The organism is Pseudomonas sp. WS 5079 (assembly GCF_012985465.1).
In the GTDB taxonomy this organism is placed as follows: Bacteria; Pseudomonadota; Gammaproteobacteria; order Pseudomonadales; family Pseudomonadaceae; genus Aquipseudomonas.
Genome location: NZ_JAAQWN010000017.1, coordinates 29,322 through 42,699 on the forward strand (window position 1 = coordinate 29,322; position 13,378 = coordinate 42,699).

The 13,378-nt window shown below is 57.0% G+C and carries 26 protein-coding genes and 1 tRNA gene; 18 read left to right on the forward strand and 9 right to left on the reverse strand.

Annotation, left to right across the window (positions count from 1 at the left end; genetic code table 11):
• Nucleotides 1–107 precede the first annotated feature (107 nt).
• The 9 genes from HBO05_RS28025 to HBO05_RS28065 all read right to left on the reverse strand — a co-directional run bounded on the left by HBO05_RS28025 (nucleotide 108) and on the right by HBO05_RS28065 (nucleotide 4,462).
• Complete coding sequence (locus tag HBO05_RS28025) at nucleotides 108–347, reverse strand: hypothetical protein (protein WP_172314886.1); 240 nt, start codon at nucleotides 345–347, stop codon at nucleotides 108–110.
• Complete coding sequence (locus HBO05_RS28030) at nucleotides 344–481, reverse strand: hypothetical protein (protein WP_172314888.1); 138 nt, start codon at nucleotides 479–481, stop codon at nucleotides 344–346. Before HBO05_RS28030 ends, HBO05_RS28025 begins: the two co-directional genes overlap by 4 nt.
• A complete protein-coding gene (locus HBO05_RS28035) occupies nucleotides 478–702 on the reverse strand; it encodes a hypothetical protein (protein WP_172314890.1) in 225 nt (74 codons plus the stop codon). The genes HBO05_RS28030 and HBO05_RS28035 overlap by 4 nt, the downstream gene beginning before the upstream one ends.
• Entirely contained in the window at nucleotides 699–974 is a 276-nt protein-coding gene (locus tag HBO05_RS28040) for a hypothetical protein (protein WP_172314891.1), read from the reverse strand. The genes HBO05_RS28035 and HBO05_RS28040 overlap by 4 nt, the downstream gene beginning before the upstream one ends.
• Before the next feature lie 19 nt (nucleotides 975–993).
• A complete protein-coding gene (locus HBO05_RS28045) occupies nucleotides 994–1,176 on the reverse strand; it encodes a hypothetical protein (RefSeq protein ID WP_172314892.1) in 183 nt (60 codons plus the stop codon).
• Between the two features lie 21 nt (nucleotides 1,177–1,197).
• Nucleotides 1,198–1,404: a hypothetical protein gene (locus HBO05_RS28050; RefSeq protein ID WP_172314893.1), complete on the reverse strand. Its 207-nt coding sequence runs from the start codon at nucleotides 1,402–1,404 to the stop codon at nucleotides 1,198–1,200.
• 574 nt (nucleotides 1,405–1,978) lie between these two features.
• A complete protein-coding gene (locus HBO05_RS28055; RefSeq protein WP_172314894.1) occupies nucleotides 1,979–2,239 on the reverse strand; it encodes a hypothetical protein in 261 nt (86 codons plus the stop codon).
• An 816-nt stretch (nucleotides 2,240–3,055) separates the two neighbouring features.
• Nucleotides 3,056–3,631 (reverse strand): hypothetical protein, encoded by a 576-nt coding sequence (locus tag HBO05_RS28060; protein WP_160049448.1) that lies wholly within the window; start codon nucleotides 3,629–3,631, stop codon nucleotides 3,056–3,058.
• 81 nt (nucleotides 3,632–3,712) lie between these two features.
• Entirely contained in the window at nucleotides 3,713–4,462 is a 750-nt protein-coding gene (locus HBO05_RS28065; RefSeq protein ID WP_122736703.1) for a helix-turn-helix transcriptional regulator, read from the reverse strand.
• Nucleotides 4,463–4,553: 91 nt separating this feature from the next.
• Here HBO05_RS28065 and HBO05_RS28070 point away from each other — a divergent pair, with 91 nt between their 5' ends.
• From HBO05_RS28070 to HBO05_RS28155, 18 genes are all read left to right on the forward strand, one after another.
• On the forward strand, nucleotides 4,554–4,763 hold the full coding sequence (locus tag HBO05_RS28070; RefSeq protein ID WP_160049450.1) for a Cro/CI family transcriptional regulator: 210 nt from the start codon (nucleotides 4,554–4,556) through the stop codon (nucleotides 4,761–4,763).
• Between the two features lie 29 nt (nucleotides 4,764–4,792).
• Nucleotides 4,793–5,002 (forward strand): hypothetical protein, encoded by a 210-nt coding sequence (locus HBO05_RS28075; protein WP_172314895.1) that lies wholly within the window; start codon nucleotides 4,793–4,795, stop codon nucleotides 5,000–5,002.
• An 18-nt stretch (nucleotides 5,003–5,020) separates the two neighbouring features.
• Entirely contained in the window at nucleotides 5,021–5,266 is a 246-nt protein-coding gene (locus tag HBO05_RS28080; RefSeq protein WP_057978879.1) for a hypothetical protein, read from the forward strand.
• An 81-nt stretch (nucleotides 5,267–5,347) separates the two neighbouring features.
• On the forward strand, nucleotides 5,348–6,151 hold the full coding sequence (locus HBO05_RS28085) for a KilA-N domain-containing protein (protein WP_172314896.1): 804 nt from the start codon (nucleotides 5,348–5,350) through the stop codon (nucleotides 6,149–6,151).
• 2 nt (nucleotides 6,152–6,153) lie between these two features.
• A complete protein-coding gene (locus tag HBO05_RS28090; RefSeq protein ID WP_172314897.1) occupies nucleotides 6,154–6,462 on the forward strand; it encodes a hypothetical protein in 309 nt (102 codons plus the stop codon).
• Complete coding sequence (locus tag HBO05_RS28095; RefSeq protein WP_172314898.1) at nucleotides 6,459–7,217, forward strand: hypothetical protein; 759 nt, start codon at nucleotides 6,459–6,461, stop codon at nucleotides 7,215–7,217. The genes HBO05_RS28090 and HBO05_RS28095 overlap by 4 nt, the downstream gene beginning before the upstream one ends.
• On the forward strand, nucleotides 7,214–7,966 hold the full coding sequence (locus HBO05_RS28100) for a replication protein P (RefSeq protein WP_172314899.1): 753 nt from the start codon (nucleotides 7,214–7,216) through the stop codon (nucleotides 7,964–7,966). Before HBO05_RS28095 ends, HBO05_RS28100 begins: the two co-directional genes overlap by 4 nt.
• Nucleotides 7,966–8,274, forward strand: a complete 309-nt coding sequence (locus HBO05_RS28105) for a hypothetical protein (RefSeq protein WP_172314900.1) — start codon at nucleotides 7,966–7,968, stop codon at nucleotides 8,272–8,274. The genes HBO05_RS28100 and HBO05_RS28105 overlap by 1 nt, the downstream gene beginning before the upstream one ends.
• Nucleotides 8,271–8,744 carry a hypothetical protein gene (locus tag HBO05_RS28110; RefSeq protein WP_172314901.1) on the forward strand — a complete coding sequence of 158 codons (474 nt, stop codon included), beginning with the start codon at nucleotides 8,271–8,273 and terminating at the stop codon, nucleotides 8,742–8,744. The genes HBO05_RS28105 and HBO05_RS28110 overlap by 4 nt, the downstream gene beginning before the upstream one ends.
• A gap of 232 nt (nucleotides 8,745–8,976) precedes the next feature.
• A complete protein-coding gene (locus HBO05_RS28115) occupies nucleotides 8,977–9,360 on the forward strand; it encodes a hypothetical protein (protein WP_172314846.1) in 384 nt (127 codons plus the stop codon).
• A complete protein-coding gene (locus tag HBO05_RS28120; RefSeq protein ID WP_172314902.1) occupies nucleotides 9,357–9,773 on the forward strand; it encodes a recombination protein NinB in 417 nt (138 codons plus the stop codon). The genes HBO05_RS28115 and HBO05_RS28120 overlap by 4 nt, the downstream gene beginning before the upstream one ends.
• Nucleotides 9,774–10,149: 376 nt before the next feature.
• The gene (locus tag HBO05_RS28125) at nucleotides 10,150–10,737 is read left to right on the forward strand and encodes a recombination protein NinG (protein ID WP_172314903.1); all 588 of its coding nucleotides are present in this window, start codon (nucleotides 10,150–10,152) and stop codon (nucleotides 10,735–10,737) included.
• Nucleotides 10,734–11,405, forward strand: a complete 672-nt coding sequence (locus HBO05_RS28130) for a hypothetical protein (RefSeq protein ID WP_172314904.1) — start codon at nucleotides 10,734–10,736, stop codon at nucleotides 11,403–11,405. The genes HBO05_RS28125 and HBO05_RS28130 overlap by 4 nt, the downstream gene beginning before the upstream one ends.
• Before the next feature lie 141 nt (nucleotides 11,406–11,546).
• Nucleotides 11,547–11,711 (forward strand): hypothetical protein, encoded by a 165-nt coding sequence (locus HBO05_RS28135; protein WP_156796363.1) that lies wholly within the window; start codon nucleotides 11,547–11,549, stop codon nucleotides 11,709–11,711.
• Between the two features lie 16 nt (nucleotides 11,712–11,727).
• Nucleotides 11,728–11,803 (forward strand) — tRNA-Met (locus HBO05_RS28140).
• 170 nt (nucleotides 11,804–11,973) lie between these two features.
• Complete coding sequence (locus HBO05_RS28145; RefSeq protein WP_154906951.1) at nucleotides 11,974–12,306, forward strand: phage holin, lambda family; 333 nt, start codon at nucleotides 11,974–11,976, stop codon at nucleotides 12,304–12,306.
• A gap of 49 nt (nucleotides 12,307–12,355) precedes the next feature.
• Nucleotides 12,356–12,565: a hypothetical protein gene (locus HBO05_RS28150; protein ID WP_005785637.1), complete on the forward strand. Its 210-nt coding sequence runs from the start codon at nucleotides 12,356–12,358 to the stop codon at nucleotides 12,563–12,565.
• 308 nt (nucleotides 12,566–12,873) lie between these two features.
• Nucleotides 12,874–13,341, forward strand: coding sequence for an HGGxSTG domain-containing protein (locus HBO05_RS28155; RefSeq protein WP_262381474.1), 468 nt, complete (start codon nucleotides 12,874–12,876; stop codon nucleotides 13,339–13,341).
• Nucleotides 13,342–13,378: the final 37 nt, after the last annotated feature.

The following is a 13,378-nucleotide window of genomic DNA, read 5'->3' on the forward strand; positions in this document are numbered from 1 at the left end:
AGTGATTCGATCCGCGAGCGCGCCGAGCAACATCACGAAAGTAAAGAATGCGAGCGCTATGGCAGACCCGCGCCAGAAACAGTAGCGCTTGGCTCTTTGGTAGGAGGTCATGGCGTTTCGTCCTCGATATAGAAGATGTCCCGGTCATGGAGCACATGGGCATCGTCACGCAGATAATTCCAGTCCGAGAAGTGACACGCTTGTAGCTGACCGCATACGTCGATCCGCATCAGACCGGTCTCTACATCGATATCGTGCACAGGCCACCACCAGTCTTTGCCGTTCTCGCTAACCCAAAATGGATGAGGTAGGGAGTTGATCAGCTCTATGTTGAGCAGGTCGGTCATATCATCACCCGGCAAGTCCAGCGGCCCGCACACTTGCAAGGCTGCTCGATCCATTTCACGTCTACCAGAAACAAGAAACCCTGATTTCTCAGGGCCTCGGCGATACCTTTGAATGATCCGGCGATGATGGTCATAGTGACTCTCCTTGCCGGCGCTCGTAGATACGGTGCAGGCGCTCGGTGTAGTGGATGTCCTCGGCGGCGTCGATCACGCCCAGCGTGCGGAAGATCAGGATTGCGGTGTTGGCCGAAGCCTTGACGGCTACCGGGCTGCATTCCGGGTCGATCACCCTGGCGATGTAGCTCTCAAGCATGCCGACGGCCAGATCGTGCTGGGATGGTGGTGAATAGCTCATGCTGCTAGCCTCCCCAGGCGGCGCTTGCGGGCTTCAATCTCTACCCACAATGCCTTCTCGATCATCGGGACGTATTCCTTGCTCTCGGCAATCACGGCCAATTCCATCTGGCACACGTCCATCGGAATGCGGTCGGCGTCGTACATGGTCCCGGACAACACGTTGAACGTCAGTTCACGGCTGCCATTCGCTATCCCGGACGGCGGAACATCATCGCAAGACGTCACCTCCACCTGGAGGACGTACCCTTCAACAATTACTTCGTAAGTCATGGTCGCCTCCAGGGTGGCGTTAGTCGTGGTAGCTGATCACGCTGTCTACTGACCGAAGCTCAATGTCTACGCACTCAATCTCGTCGAGCGTTTCAATGAACTCGTCGATATTGCCGTGACGGTCGAGCGTGACGATTGCCAGCTCGGTTACGGTTCGTGTCACCCGCGCCCTGACGCGGCGTGGTTTGGCGTTATCGCTCATGGCGACCTCCAGTGTTTGGGGTTAGGCGGAACGGGCGGCGAGCATGGCGTCGGCGTAGATGTATGCGTCTTTCGCCATACCTTTGGTGCAGACTGGGCAGTCGCGGGTCAGCATTGCTTGCATGGCCTTGGCCGCGAAGTAATCGCGAAGGGTCAGGCCACACTCTGGCGCCCATTGGCCAAAGCCGGACTGCGGAAAAGCAGCGCCGCCTGTTTCTTCTCGTTCCATGACTCTCTCCATTCGTTGGTTCACCCGGTTAAAGGCGAGGCGTAAAAAAGCCCAGTCGAAACCGGGCTTTTTCCTCTTTACGTACAAGCCTGCCGGGCGCATGTGGCGTCGGGCAGATATTGGCTAGTCCATGATGAAACCCTCCGTTGTTCGCTCACTGGGAAGGCAGTGGCCACCTATTGAATTAATCCGCATGTGCGGGCTGCTGCTACCTTTCGGCTCCCTCCCGGCGGGATGTGCAGTGGGCCCCGGGTGTGATGCAGATGCCCGGTGCTGATCTCCGGGTTGGTGGACCGAGTCGCTGTTATTAAGTAGGCCCGCGTTACTCCACCGCTTGGGCATTTCGTTCGCCCATCAGCCTGGGCATTCATCTGCATCGGGTTGTCATCTGGGGCCGGTCTCGAAGCGGCGACCTTCACAAATTCCAACCTATGGGCATCCAGCCCTATTCCGGTCGGGGGTGCTCTACCAACTGAGCTACCCAAATGACAACCCGATGCAGCCTCTCCCTATACGAGTCTCCCCAAGGAAAGGATCGGGCCAATTTTCGTCTGGCTGACGTGCAAGGAGAGGGTTAATCGAAGTACTCCAAGTCGGCCAAATACTCGGAATGCTCATTGACGAGCCATTCCTCCATTGAGGCGATTTCGGACTCGGTCATGAAGCTGGTGTCGTCCTTCGACTCCCAATTGATTTCGCAATGTCCGAAGTACTCATCGGGATCGGCGGCTTGTGAGCTGAAGTTTCCTTTTCGAGCCGAGTAATATGCGACGGTCAGATTGATGGAAATGTCCTCACCATCCTTGACCGTCCAGTATTCATAATTGCGGGCCATTTTTTTCTCCGATCTGGTAGGGCTTCCAAATACCTCCAGGGGGACTAGAGGCATTTGTGAAACCAGATGGCAGGCCTGAAACAGCAGGTCGCCATCTGCGCACAATCCAGCTACTGGCTACGGATCGTGGTGGGTCGTCAAAGGTGATTGATGCAGGGGGCGGCCTTGCGCCGTGTGTAGTGGTCGTCCGCATCCGTCTGCACACTCGGCGGAATGGACAGAGGTGATGCGGTCAAAAGAAAACGATGCAGCAAGGACCGTCGTAGCCTTCCTCGCATACAAAGGCCTGGGACTGACCGGTAGATACCGTCCAGCCTTGAACGTAAACGGTGCCAGCGAAACGGCTTTTGATCATGATTTGCATTTTTTTTGTCCTCGTTTGATTTTCCGGATGACCCTGTCGCCAAGGTCATCGAGGAAATCTGTTTTCTCCACCACGCAACACTTCCGAGTCGTCTCTCACCGGCGTCGCACATTTCGTGTTCGATGCTGTTCCGGTTTGGAAGCGTGGTTTCGCGTACTCACATGAGGGAGTACGGCAGCTACCAGAGGCTGCATGGACGACGGTTTAGCTTTCTCACCACCGGGGTTGCCGGTACGTCGTTGGGTCACGTCAAGTTGTTAAAGAGCGTTCGGCGTCTGCCTGGCATCGCTGCCTGTGTTGCGGCGGGTCTTGGTAGGCCCTGGCGAGTCCCTGTTGGGTGACTCGATGGAGTCAAATATAGGGTAGCCTTTATTTCGAGTCAACAGGTTTGCCTTTATTTTTTGTTCAGGCGAAAAAAAAGCCCGCGAGAGGCGGGCCGGTTGCATGATGCTTTAAAGTTTGTTGGCGTTGCTGCTGGCTTTCGACTCTCGCTCAGCCGCCTTTTTGGCGGCAGCATCGATGTCGCTTATGGTCGCGGCAGAGGTGTTGATATCGCCCGAGAACTTCTGCAGCGTAATGCTGACCTTTTTTCCACGCCAGGACAGGGTCTCGTTGGTGAAAGAGGCCCCTGCCTTTGTTTTCACGGTCTCGCTTGAGGAATCCATCGGCGCGCCGTACTTGCTGGTGAAAAGATCTGCGAGTTTTGAGAAGTTGTCGCTGTTGGTGGTCAGGTAGAAAGACTCAACTCCAGGCCCGCCAGAAAAAACTGATAGCGTGTATCCAAACCCAATCTCTGGCCCTCCACGTACCGAGTAGAGATTCGTATAGGGTGCGTCGTGGCAAATCTGCTTGCTGATAACCGTGCCCCGAGGGCATAGCGGGAGCGCATCTTCAACCTTTTGATCGAAGCGTAAACCCATGAAACTATCAGGCTCCTTGGTCCAGGTTTGTGCCGCCGGCTTCTTAGCGGCAAAAGCAGGCGAGATCGCCAGAGCAGAAAATAGAATAAGTAAGAATTTTGATTTCATTGGTTCCCTCCATTGGTTAGGAAGGAACGTTATCATCATGACAAAGGGCCGGCCACTCTTACGATGGCGCTATGCCATAGATCAGTAGAGAACTGAAGACCAGAAGACCTTACCCAGCACCACGATGCCTTTTTCGGCGAGTTCTTGCGCTGTGTACTCTTCGTCCTTGTGCTCGTCGATATTGAAGCTGCGCATCCTTATTCCGCCACCAGGTATGCGGTAAAGGGTTTTTACGCGTAGCTCACCATCATGATTTACGGCATACATCTTGCCGTCCTTCACTGTTGTCGAGGACAAATCAACGCCGACAGTGCTTCCATCTGGCAGCACGGGCTCCATGCTATTGCCATGAACAGTCACGCACACCGCCTGGTCAGGCTGCACACCCTGGTTGCGCAGGGTCACCTTGCCAAAGCGAAGCTTTCTAGTACTGGACTTTTGAACGGCGGTGCGACCAGATCCGGCCGAAAGCTCCACTTCCTTGAGAAAAGGTAGTTCCACCTCGTCATCGTCCAGAGGGGTGTCGTCATCCCAGACGTCAATAGGCCCAATCATCGTCGCGTTGGAGAGCAGCTCTGGCGGCTCCAGCATCGGCTGAGGCTCCGACATCACGGCGCCCCATTGGCTGCCAGGAAACCGGGTTCCCTCGGATAGCCAAACAGGGTCTACGCCACAAATCTGAGCAAGCTTCACAAGATGCCCGCTAGACCTAGTAAGCCCTCGCTCAATCTCTGAAACAGATGCCTGTTTAATCCCGGCGCGCTCGGCCAATTCGACCTGAGTAAGGCCAGCTTTCTTGCGTGCGTATTTGAGTCGTTCTTTGAGTTCCATAGCGGGTGAATTTAAAGGTTGTCCTTTGAAGTTGCAAAAAGGTATACCTTTGCCATATGATAAAGGCATCCCTTTATATGGGCGGAGAATCATGAACAATTCCTTTAACAAGCTGGTCGAGCATTTCGGCTCGCAAAACGCCACGGCAGCAGCTCTCGGTGTGAAACAGGGGACCGTGAGCGGATGGGTTCGGGGTCTCCACGGATGCGCCGCCGAAGTGGCCATGCGTGCGGAAATCGTAACCAACGGCGCCATCAAGGCGCGCGATCTCCGTCCGAGCATCCCTCAACAAGCCGCTTAACCCTTTCGAACAACCAAGGAGCCTCACCAATGGCATACGACGACCCATCCCACAAACGCAGCGCCGTTATCAAGGCGCGATTCACCCCCGAAGACTTGCGCTACCTGCGCATGGAAGCAAAGCAGGCGGGCATGCAGCTCGCTACTTATATCCATGAGCTTTCAATGGTTGCACGCCGCTTAGGTGCCGCCCAGCTGATACGAGAGATGAATGCCTGTGCACAGGATAAATCAGCTTAAGAGCCCTATGGAGGACCTATGCCTGAAAGAACCTTCGACCTCCTGGAAGAAGGGGCTCAGGACGAGGTTAGACAGTTAAGTGTCGAGCTCGGATGGAGCCTTGAACACGCGACGAAAGAGTACCTGCGTGCAGGTAGATCACTCGCGATCCAGGCCCAGATGGAGCAGATGAAGCGCAAAGCGCCTCTGCTTTCTCTGGTTGAACACAAAAAGGGCCTCGAAAGGGCCGAAAAAGGAGGGGCTGATGAACCAATTGACCCTTAGCAGTAAATCGGACGCACAAAAAAGCCACCGGGCAATGGTGGCTTTTCGTGCAGCAATTTCAAATCAGTTCTGGAGCGAATAATGCGCACTCAGCAGATTAATGTCAACACCGCCTCTATCCATTCCGCGCCACGATTCGTTATCTCTGAAAACGTGGCGCGCATTAATGAGGTAAATATCGGGGCCGTGATAATCCGTCGTGACGAGGAAGGTCGTTACTCCTTGAACGATCTTCACCGGTCGGCAATGGAAAGCGGTAAGGCTACAGAAAGCCAGCGCCCTGGTAACTTCCTAAAATCTGAGTCGGTATCCGCTTTTATTGGGGCTCTCGAAACTGCTACGAAAATAGCAGTTTGTGTGAAGCGGCCAGGGCGCGCTGGCGGAACCTTCGCCGATGAGCTGATCGCTATCCGCTATGCGGCCTGGATCGAGCCAGCTTTTGAGGTTGACGTATATCGCACTTTTCAGTCGGTTAAGCGATCTGCGGCCAACAACATCCGTGAAGGGGTTGATCGGGCCATGTCTCGCGAGCGAGCCCGCCTCGAAGCTCCAGCTCTGACCGACGCCATCAAGCACGGGCGCCTCGCCGCCGGCAAAGAAATCAAGCACTACCACTTCAGCAATGAGTTCGACCTGATCAACCGTATCGCCCTGGGCATGCCTTCCAAGGTGTACCGGGCGGCGCATTGCATCAGCCCTACAGATTCGATCCGTGACCACCTAACGCCTTGCGAGATTCGGTGCATTGAACACTTGCAGCGCGTCAACGCGTCTCTGATCGATGTAGGCATGGACTTCGAATCCCGCAAGCAGAAGCTCAGCCAGATCTACATCCAGCGCCATAGCCGGGATCTTCTCTCCGAAATCAAGCGCCTGGAGTTCTGACCATGAAAGACGAACCAAAAATCCAGGCGACGATGATTGACGACGCCTACATGGAACAGTTCACCAATGACCAGCTCGCCTATATGGCCTGGGACAAAAGCGAATTCTCCCTGAGCGTCTATCTGGACCCTGAAGAGTCGAAGTGCGAAGGCTGCACTGGCGATGCTCTATTCGAGCTGATAACAGCCGTGCTGGCATCCAAGGTGCTTATCCGCCGACTTGCCGGTGTGGACCCTCAGTCTATCCGCGAGTCCGCTATCAACAAGATCCTCCAGGGTAGCCGCTTCCCGCAATGGGAGACCCTGCAATGACCAAGCCCGTCAACGTGCAAAAGGCCACGCCTACCATCCTGTACGCCAAACAGGCGCCATACAGCTCAGTCAGCAACGACGTTGTGGCGATGATCGTCAATCCCGACGCTCTCGCCATCTGGATCTACCTGCAGACCCGCTCAAGCGATTGGAAGGTGATCGCCTCATACCTGCAAGATCGGTTCTCCATTGGCCGTGACCGCTATTGGAAGGCGATGAGCGCACTCAAGGTTTTGGGCTTGCTGAGTCACGAGATAACCCGCGAGGAAAACACCGGCAAGATGCTGGGCAAGCGGATCATCGTCCATTACGAACCGAACCTACAGGTTTCCGAACATTCGGTGGACCGTATAGACGGTGGACCGTCTAGTCGGGAAACCGACCACTACTTAATAAAGGATTCTCCTACTGGATTAAAGGATAAGAAACCTTCGGGCGCTAAAGCACCCTCGCGCAGCAAGGCTGCGAAGTTTGATCCTCTGATTGCACGGCCTTTCAATGTCAGCGAATCAACCTGGGCTGAATGGTGCCAGCACCGTCGCGAGATCAAGAAACCACTGACCGCCACCACCTGCGCCAAGCAAGCCAAGACCCTGGCAGGCCACCACGACGCTGACGCCGTGATCAACCAGTCCATCAGCAATGGCTGGACCGGGCTGTTCCCGGAGAAGGTTACGGCCGGCGGCCGGACCGTCGGCAACGGTCCGGACTTCTACGATCAGTCGTGGCGCACCGATACGAGTGATGACCTATGAAGAACGTCACTCAGATGATCCCAGGTGCAGCGCGAGCCCTGGCCACCGCCGCCCCTTATCAGGCCCCGGTGCAGCCAGGAACCCAACTGGGCGTAGTGGATGACGCCACAGGCGAAGTGGTCGAGCGCCTGTTTCGGCAGTTGCAGGCCATCTTTCCGGCGCACAAGCAAGCTTGGCCGGACGACAAGGCCAAGGCCGCAGCGATGCGCAACTGGACAATGGGCTTCATGGCCGCCGGCATCCGCTCGCTGGAGCAGATCCGCTATGGAATAGAGCAATGCCGGAAAAGCGGCTCACCGTTCGCCCCAAGCGTCGGCCAGTTCATAGGCTGGTGCACGCCTGGCCCTGAGGCGTTCGGTCTGCCAGCAAGCGCTGACGCATGGGTGGAGGCATTGATGGGCGTCTACAGCCATGAAGGTGTGCGCGTTGCTGCCAACGAGACCGGAATCTTCGACCTGCGCTCAGCCAAGCAGGAAGACAAGGGCCTTCGCCAGCGCTTCGATCACAACTACGCCGTGGTGATCCGCCGCGCCCAGGAAGGCCAGCCGCTCGACGGCAAGATCCTGACAGGCATCGGCCACGACAGCCAGAAGACGGCCTTTGAGATGGCCAACGACCTGGCCGACCAACAAACCCAGGCACGAATCCTTCAGCAAGGCATCCCGGCAGACGGCAAGTCAGCCCGTGAACTGCTGCTGGCAAAAATGAATATCAAGCGCGAAGCACAGCGCGTAGAGGGGAAATTCTGATGAAGGATCACATCGACAAAGCGGGTATTCGATGCGCTGTTGCAGGGCTCGCAATGCTGGTTTTCTGTTTCGTGATTTGGGGGCCGCTGAACACTATCTGGATTGGCCCATGGATCTACGAGGGAACAACCATTGGCACCTTCGAGTGGCGCAAGGCCTGGATTTACAACGGCTGGATTCTGTTCGCGCCCATCGCCATCTGCCTCGGCTACTGCATCTTCACGATGGTTCGGGCCGTCCGCAAAGACGAATCGGAGCGCGTGGAGCGCATGGCATTGATCGCGGAAGCAGGGGAGAAGCGGACATGAGCGAATTCGTAGAAGAGAAGACGCAGGACCTGTCGGGCGCGGCGCTGCTGGTTCTGAACGCTCACGCAAACTCCTTGGATGTTCCATTCCCTCACTGGATTGGTGGTGCTGACGCTGACCAGGGTCCGTCCTACTGCCGGTCATGCGCGGAAGCAGAGGTCGCAGCAGGGCGTGCTGAATACGTCGATGGCGGATGGCAGCAAGAAAATGACGGCTGCTGTCACTGCGAAACCTGCGGGCGCCTGCTCGATTACACGCTGACCGAATACGGCGCCAGCGAAGAGATTGATCACTACATGGGCACCGAACTTGCGGGGCCGATCTCCCCGGAGGATGCATTCCACATCGCGAAGATGCTTGAGCAGGATGAAAAAAATCCTCAGGCACTCTCGATTGGTATTCAGGCTGCGGAACTGATCAAGGCTCAACAATCGGCCATCGAAGCCGCAGGCCTGAAGGTGAAGTCATGAACATTCATTCGATGCCACACGACGCAACGGTCAAGCACAAGGCCCTGCCGAAGTCTTGCCTTCTGAAGGTCACCTTCCTGCCATGGCGCTATCAGGCATGCAGGAGCTTTATGCGTAGCCGAGGGGCGAATCACTTATCGATTTGGGCGTGGAGATTCCACGTAGTCATTCGGCGCCCCTGGATGGCAGGTCCAGCACGCCAACTACATCCTGAGCTGTTTGAGGTGAAGCCATGACCTACGTCAGAGAGCAATCATCTACCGAGCTCGCTGTGCACATGCGCAGCTTGCAGAAGATGCCAGGCTGGCATGACCCACTTGCAGACCGCTTGTGGCAGGAGGTTGAAGCGCTCAAGGCCGAAGTCGCCGGCCTACGCACCGGCTACGAAGCCTACGAGCGGGTGAAGGCTGAGCTGAAGGCTGAGAACGAACGTCTTGAGCGTAACCGCGACATGTGGAAGGGCCAGGTAGATCGGCAGTGCGAAACGATTGAGGGCCTGCGCAAGGCATTGAAAGCTGCAGAAGATGCCATGTGGCACGCAGACGGGAACATGGATGGCGAGGCCGCAGATGCGCGCGATGCTCTTGCCGACCTGGGCCAGGGAGAGCAGTCATGACTAGCCTCCAGATCCGCAACGAATCAGACCGCAACAAGGCAATGGGCTACATCGCCGGCCTGGATCTCGCAAAACCCAAGAAGCTGGCCATCACCGAAGTGGATCGCAGCGGGGAGCAGAACAAGGCGCTCCATGCGGCCCTCGCCGATATCGCCGCCCAGGTCGTGCATGCCGGGAAGAAGTGGGATGTCCTGATCTGGAAGCGCCTGCTGACCGCCGCCTGGCTGCGCGAGTCGGGCGACCAGCCGCAGATGATACCTGCGGTAGACGGTAACGGCTTCGACGTCATCTACGAGCGCACAAGCAAGCTCACTGTGAAGCAGTGCGGCGAGCTGATCGAATGGGTTTTTGCTTTCGGCGCCGAGCACCAGGTGCGGTGGACGCAGAAGGATAATTGGGGAGGGCGCTACTGATGAAGCAGGGTCACGAAGCACCAATAAACGCTGTGGCAGCCCGTGTTGTAGGTCGAGGTGAGTCATTTGAGTATCGCGGGCTGGAAACCGAGGTCTGCTCGTTTCTGCCAATCGATATAAAACCGCTCCCGGAGGGCATGGAGAATCTGGCGGGCAGAAAATTCGGCCGATTGGTTGTCGCTGGATGGATAGGCGAGGGGAAAGGGCGCTGGTCCTGCCGTTGTCAGTGCGGCAATTACGTCGTTCGTCGCGCCAAGGCAATTCGGCAAGCGGCACCTGACGCCTCCTGCCAACAGTGCTATCTGATGGCCGTTTCGAAGCGCAAGGAATACATCCGCAGGACCGGAAAGCAGTGTGAGACTCGGGAGTTCCTTGTATGACCATCGAACGGAAGCCGGCCAAGCCGAAAAAATGCCGCGTTGCTACGTGCAGGACCTTATTCGTCCCCTCGCGCATGGGCCAGGCGGTGTGCAGTCCAGCCTGCGCGCTCATCGACGGGCCGAGGCATGCGCCAAAGGCACGCAAGGCCCTGGCCGACATCGAGCGCAAGGACATCAAGGTCCGCAAGGAGAAGCTGAAGAGTAGGGCGGACCACCTCAAGGACACTCAGCAAGCGTTCAACGCCTGGATCAGGGCGCGTGATGCCGGGCATCCCTGCATCAGTTGTGGCACCACTGCCGATGTTCAGTACTGCGCGGGCCACTACAGAACAACCGCCGCAAGCCCAGAGCTCCGCTTCGAACCGCTTAACGTACACCTTCAGTGCAATCGCAACTGCAACATGGGCAAGTCAGGAAACCTCCTTGGGTATCGGCCTGGCCTGATCCAGAAGATTGGCATCGAGGCCGTTGAGTGGCTGGAAGGGCCTCATGAGCCAAAGAAGTACACCGTCGAGCAACTGAAGGCCATCACCGCCGAATACCGGGCAAAGACCAGAGAACTCAAGAGGGGGCAGGCAGCATGATCTATCGAGACGTTATTTCCGCAGTGATCCGTGCGTTGGCGTCCGAGACGATCAACAGCGCCGGCGGTTGCGACTACACGCCAAAGGTCCAGGCCAACAAGCTGAAGGGCGAGATCGTGGGTAAGGAGGCGGCCTTCCTCACTGATTGCTGGGTGTTTGGTCGGCTTCACTCTTGCCTCGCGCCGAAACACTGGATGGCCCTGAATGCCTGCTACTCGACGCACATGGCCTCGAAGGTGGATGCCATTGGCCGGATCGTTTCGCACGTCTCGTCGCCAGCGCCGCGCCTGTTCCTGACCAAGGCAGTCACGGCTTGGGCCTATCCGCAGTTGGGCGGAGCCGAGCGTGCGCCCGCCGGGAAGGTGTTGCTAGAGATTGATGATGATGCTCCCGCCTGGAGGAAGGCAGCGGTAGCCAAGGCGCAGAAGGCGATCAACACCAAGCTGAAGCAGCGCCAGGAGGCTCCGTGCGAAGGGGTGATCATCTTGCCGGCCCATAACTACGACATGAACACCTGGGATCTGGACGGCACACCGGAGCGCACCCGGCGAGACTGGCGCCGGAAGATCTTCAAGGGCCTGGATAAGCTGGTCAATGAGGCGCTTCTCGAAGCTGGCGAGATCCTGACCAAGGAGGGCGTCTTCTTCGATGACCAGGATGCAGCTTAGAGGGCCTTGACAGGGCCTGCCGGTTCGCCGATTATATGCCCATCCTGTCGTACTTGCGCATGTAGGTGATGCAAGCGACAAACAAACCCGGCCACTGCGCCGGGTTTTTTATTGCCTGAATTCTACTGCCGGTAGGTGCGCATGAAGCTGAAGACCAGAATCAACACGCTGGAGCGCGCCCGTACGGCCTGGGAAGCAGTTGCGCGACAGGTTGGCGAGACAAACTTTTCGCGCCATCCGCAGACCGGCGAATACCTGCATCCTGGTGTCGCCATGGGCTGGCGCATCCACAAAAAGAACCTGTAGTCGTCCCCCTGATTTTTGCGTGGTAGAGCAGCGGTCAGCTCGTCGGGCTCATATCCCGAAGGTCGATGGTTCGAATCCATCCCTCGCAACCAATTCAAAGGTTCTCATTGAGGGCCTATTGAGGCCTCGGCATTGATCGGGGCCTTCTCGTTTTCGGCTCCACCACACCCATTGCTCCGAGCTGGGAGTGCCGTGTGAGCCGATTCAATTCCGCAGGTCATGGCCTGTCGTATCCCTAACTCCCTGACGGGGAGGAACCGAGATGTCCAACATGCCAGACAAACCAGACACCTGGGCGATAGCGCTTGCGTGGTTGAGCCAGCATTCGCCAATCCTCTATGCGGCTGCGTTGTCCTGTGCGATGGCTGTTCTGCGAATCACCTACGGTGGGGGTACCCGGCGTCAGATGATCGTGGAGGGCGCTATCTGTGGTGGATTGGCCCTTACCATCATTAGCGGGCTTGAGTTCTTCCAGCTTCCCCAGAGCATGGCAACCTTCGTCGGTGGATGGGTTGGCTTCTTAGGTGTGGAGAAGATCAGGTCCATTGCTGACCGAGTTACCGACTTCAAGCTGCCAGGCCGTAAGGCTGAGTAATCCGCGCCACGTTTTCGAATGCGCCAAATCGTGGCGCGAGACAGGTCACATGAAAGTAATCGTAACCAAGCTCTTGGGATCGGCTGAGGTCGAGTTCCTGCGTAAGGGAGTGGTCGTTCATCGTGAGCGGTTTACCGGCAAGACCAACTCCCGGTATGAGCGCACCATTGCGACGCGGGAAGAGTTCGACGCTCACCGGTGCCGGTTTGTGACGGCCATGCCTGCTGATCGGGCATTCCAGTATGAGGTTGCGCCATGACTCCCATCAGGTGCGCCGCGTGCACTGGGTGCGGAGTGTCGTTGATCACGGACCAGCGCATTCCAGTGTGTGGTGGATGCCAGTCGGTCAGGCCTCCAGAGCCGCCACCCATGCGCCAACCAGTGGCATCGATGGCACCGAGCCGTGGTTCGCTGATGGTCGTACTGGTGTTCATCGCCGGTATGGCGGTAGGGGCCAAGATGGTCGGCGGCTGGTGAGGTAAAACAGAATCGAATGATCATTGAATGACGTTCGAATGCATTGAATGAATCGTTCTGCGAAAACCAACCCCATGAATGAGGCTGACTATGGCCCTATGCGGCGCATCCAAGCGCGGCAACGGGGAACCATGCAAGCGTCACGCGATACCGGGTTCCTCTCGCTGCAAGCTACATGGCGGCAAGAGTACCGGGCCAAAGGATCAGCGAGGTAACAAGAACGCTGCTAGGCCTGGATCGATTTATAGCCAATTCCTGACAGAGGAAGAGCAGGCTGACTTCAATGGCGCACAACTCGATCAGATCGACGACGAACTCAGGCTGACAAAGGTCCTGCTGGGGCGCGTGTTACTCGCCTCTGGTGAGGGTCATGACCTGTTGGCCGATAGATACCTTGGTCGCATCGAGTCACTGACCAAGACCAAGGAGGAATTGATCAGCAAGCGCCTCACCAACGAGAAGCTGCGCCGCGAACTGGAAGACCCGAACAAGGGCCTGCCCGAGCCCAAGCAAGTAATCATCGGGGTAGAAGATGCAAGCGACCCTGAAGCTGAATAGGCCCCAGTTCGAGTTCATCAGCCACCCCAAGAAGTTT

Coding starts and splice junctions, on each gene's coding strand:
- HBO05_RS28025 (WP_172314886.1), bottom strand. CDS start 347: ATGACCGACCTGCTCAACATAGAGCTGATCAACTCCCTACCTCATCCA.
- HBO05_RS28030 (WP_172314888.1), bottom strand. CDS start 481: ATGACCATCATCGCCGGATCATTCAAAGGTATCGCCGAGGCCCTGAGA.
- HBO05_RS28035 (WP_172314890.1), bottom strand. CDS start 702: ATGAGCTATTCACCACCATCCCAGCACGATCTGGCCGTCGGCATGCTT.
- HBO05_RS28040 (WP_172314891.1), bottom strand. CDS start 974: ATGACTTACGAAGTAATTGTTGAAGGGTACGTCCTCCAGGTGGAGGTG.
- HBO05_RS28045 (WP_172314892.1), bottom strand. CDS start 1,176: ATGAGCGATAACGCCAAACCACGCCGCGTCAGGGCGCGGGTGACACGA.
- HBO05_RS28050 (WP_172314893.1), bottom strand. CDS start 1,404: ATGGAACGAGAAGAAACAGGCGGCGCTGCTTTTCCGCAGTCCGGCTTT.
- HBO05_RS28055 (WP_172314894.1), bottom strand. CDS start 2,239: ATGGCCCGCAATTATGAATACTGGACGGTCAAGGATGGTGAGGACATT.
- HBO05_RS28060 (WP_160049448.1), bottom strand. CDS start 3,631: ATGAAATCAAAATTCTTACTTATTCTATTTTCTGCTCTGGCGATCTCG.
- HBO05_RS28065 (WP_122736703.1), bottom strand. CDS start 4,462: ATGGAACTCAAAGAACGACTCAAATACGCACGCAAGAAAGCTGGCCTT.
- HBO05_RS28070 (WP_160049450.1), top strand. CDS start 4,554: ATGAACAATTCCTTTAACAAGCTGGTCGAGCATTTCGGCTCGCAAAAC.
- HBO05_RS28075 (WP_172314895.1), top strand. CDS start 4,793: ATGGCATACGACGACCCATCCCACAAACGCAGCGCCGTTATCAAGGCG.
- HBO05_RS28080 (WP_057978879.1), top strand. CDS start 5,021: ATGCCTGAAAGAACCTTCGACCTCCTGGAAGAAGGGGCTCAGGACGAG.
- HBO05_RS28085 (WP_172314896.1), top strand. CDS start 5,348: ATGCGCACTCAGCAGATTAATGTCAACACCGCCTCTATCCATTCCGCG.
- HBO05_RS28090 (WP_172314897.1), top strand. CDS start 6,154: ATGAAAGACGAACCAAAAATCCAGGCGACGATGATTGACGACGCCTAC.
- HBO05_RS28095 (WP_172314898.1), top strand. CDS start 6,459: ATGACCAAGCCCGTCAACGTGCAAAAGGCCACGCCTACCATCCTGTAC.
- HBO05_RS28100 (WP_172314899.1), top strand. CDS start 7,214: ATGAAGAACGTCACTCAGATGATCCCAGGTGCAGCGCGAGCCCTGGCC.
- HBO05_RS28105 (WP_172314900.1), top strand. CDS start 7,966: ATGAAGGATCACATCGACAAAGCGGGTATTCGATGCGCTGTTGCAGGG.
- HBO05_RS28110 (WP_172314901.1), top strand. CDS start 8,271: ATGAGCGAATTCGTAGAAGAGAAGACGCAGGACCTGTCGGGCGCGGCG.
- HBO05_RS28115 (WP_172314846.1), top strand. CDS start 8,977: ATGACCTACGTCAGAGAGCAATCATCTACCGAGCTCGCTGTGCACATG.
- HBO05_RS28120 (WP_172314902.1), top strand. CDS start 9,357: ATGACTAGCCTCCAGATCCGCAACGAATCAGACCGCAACAAGGCAATG.
- HBO05_RS28125 (WP_172314903.1), top strand. CDS start 10,150: ATGACCATCGAACGGAAGCCGGCCAAGCCGAAAAAATGCCGCGTTGCT.
- HBO05_RS28130 (WP_172314904.1), top strand. CDS start 10,734: ATGATCTATCGAGACGTTATTTCCGCAGTGATCCGTGCGTTGGCGTCC.
- HBO05_RS28135 (WP_156796363.1), top strand. CDS start 11,547: ATGAAGCTGAAGACCAGAATCAACACGCTGGAGCGCGCCCGTACGGCC.
- HBO05_RS28145 (WP_154906951.1), top strand. CDS start 11,974: ATGTCCAACATGCCAGACAAACCAGACACCTGGGCGATAGCGCTTGCG.
- HBO05_RS28150 (WP_005785637.1), top strand. CDS start 12,356: ATGAAAGTAATCGTAACCAAGCTCTTGGGATCGGCTGAGGTCGAGTTC.
- HBO05_RS28155 (WP_262381474.1), top strand. CDS start 12,874: ATGGCCCTATGCGGCGCATCCAAGCGCGGCAACGGGGAACCATGCAAG.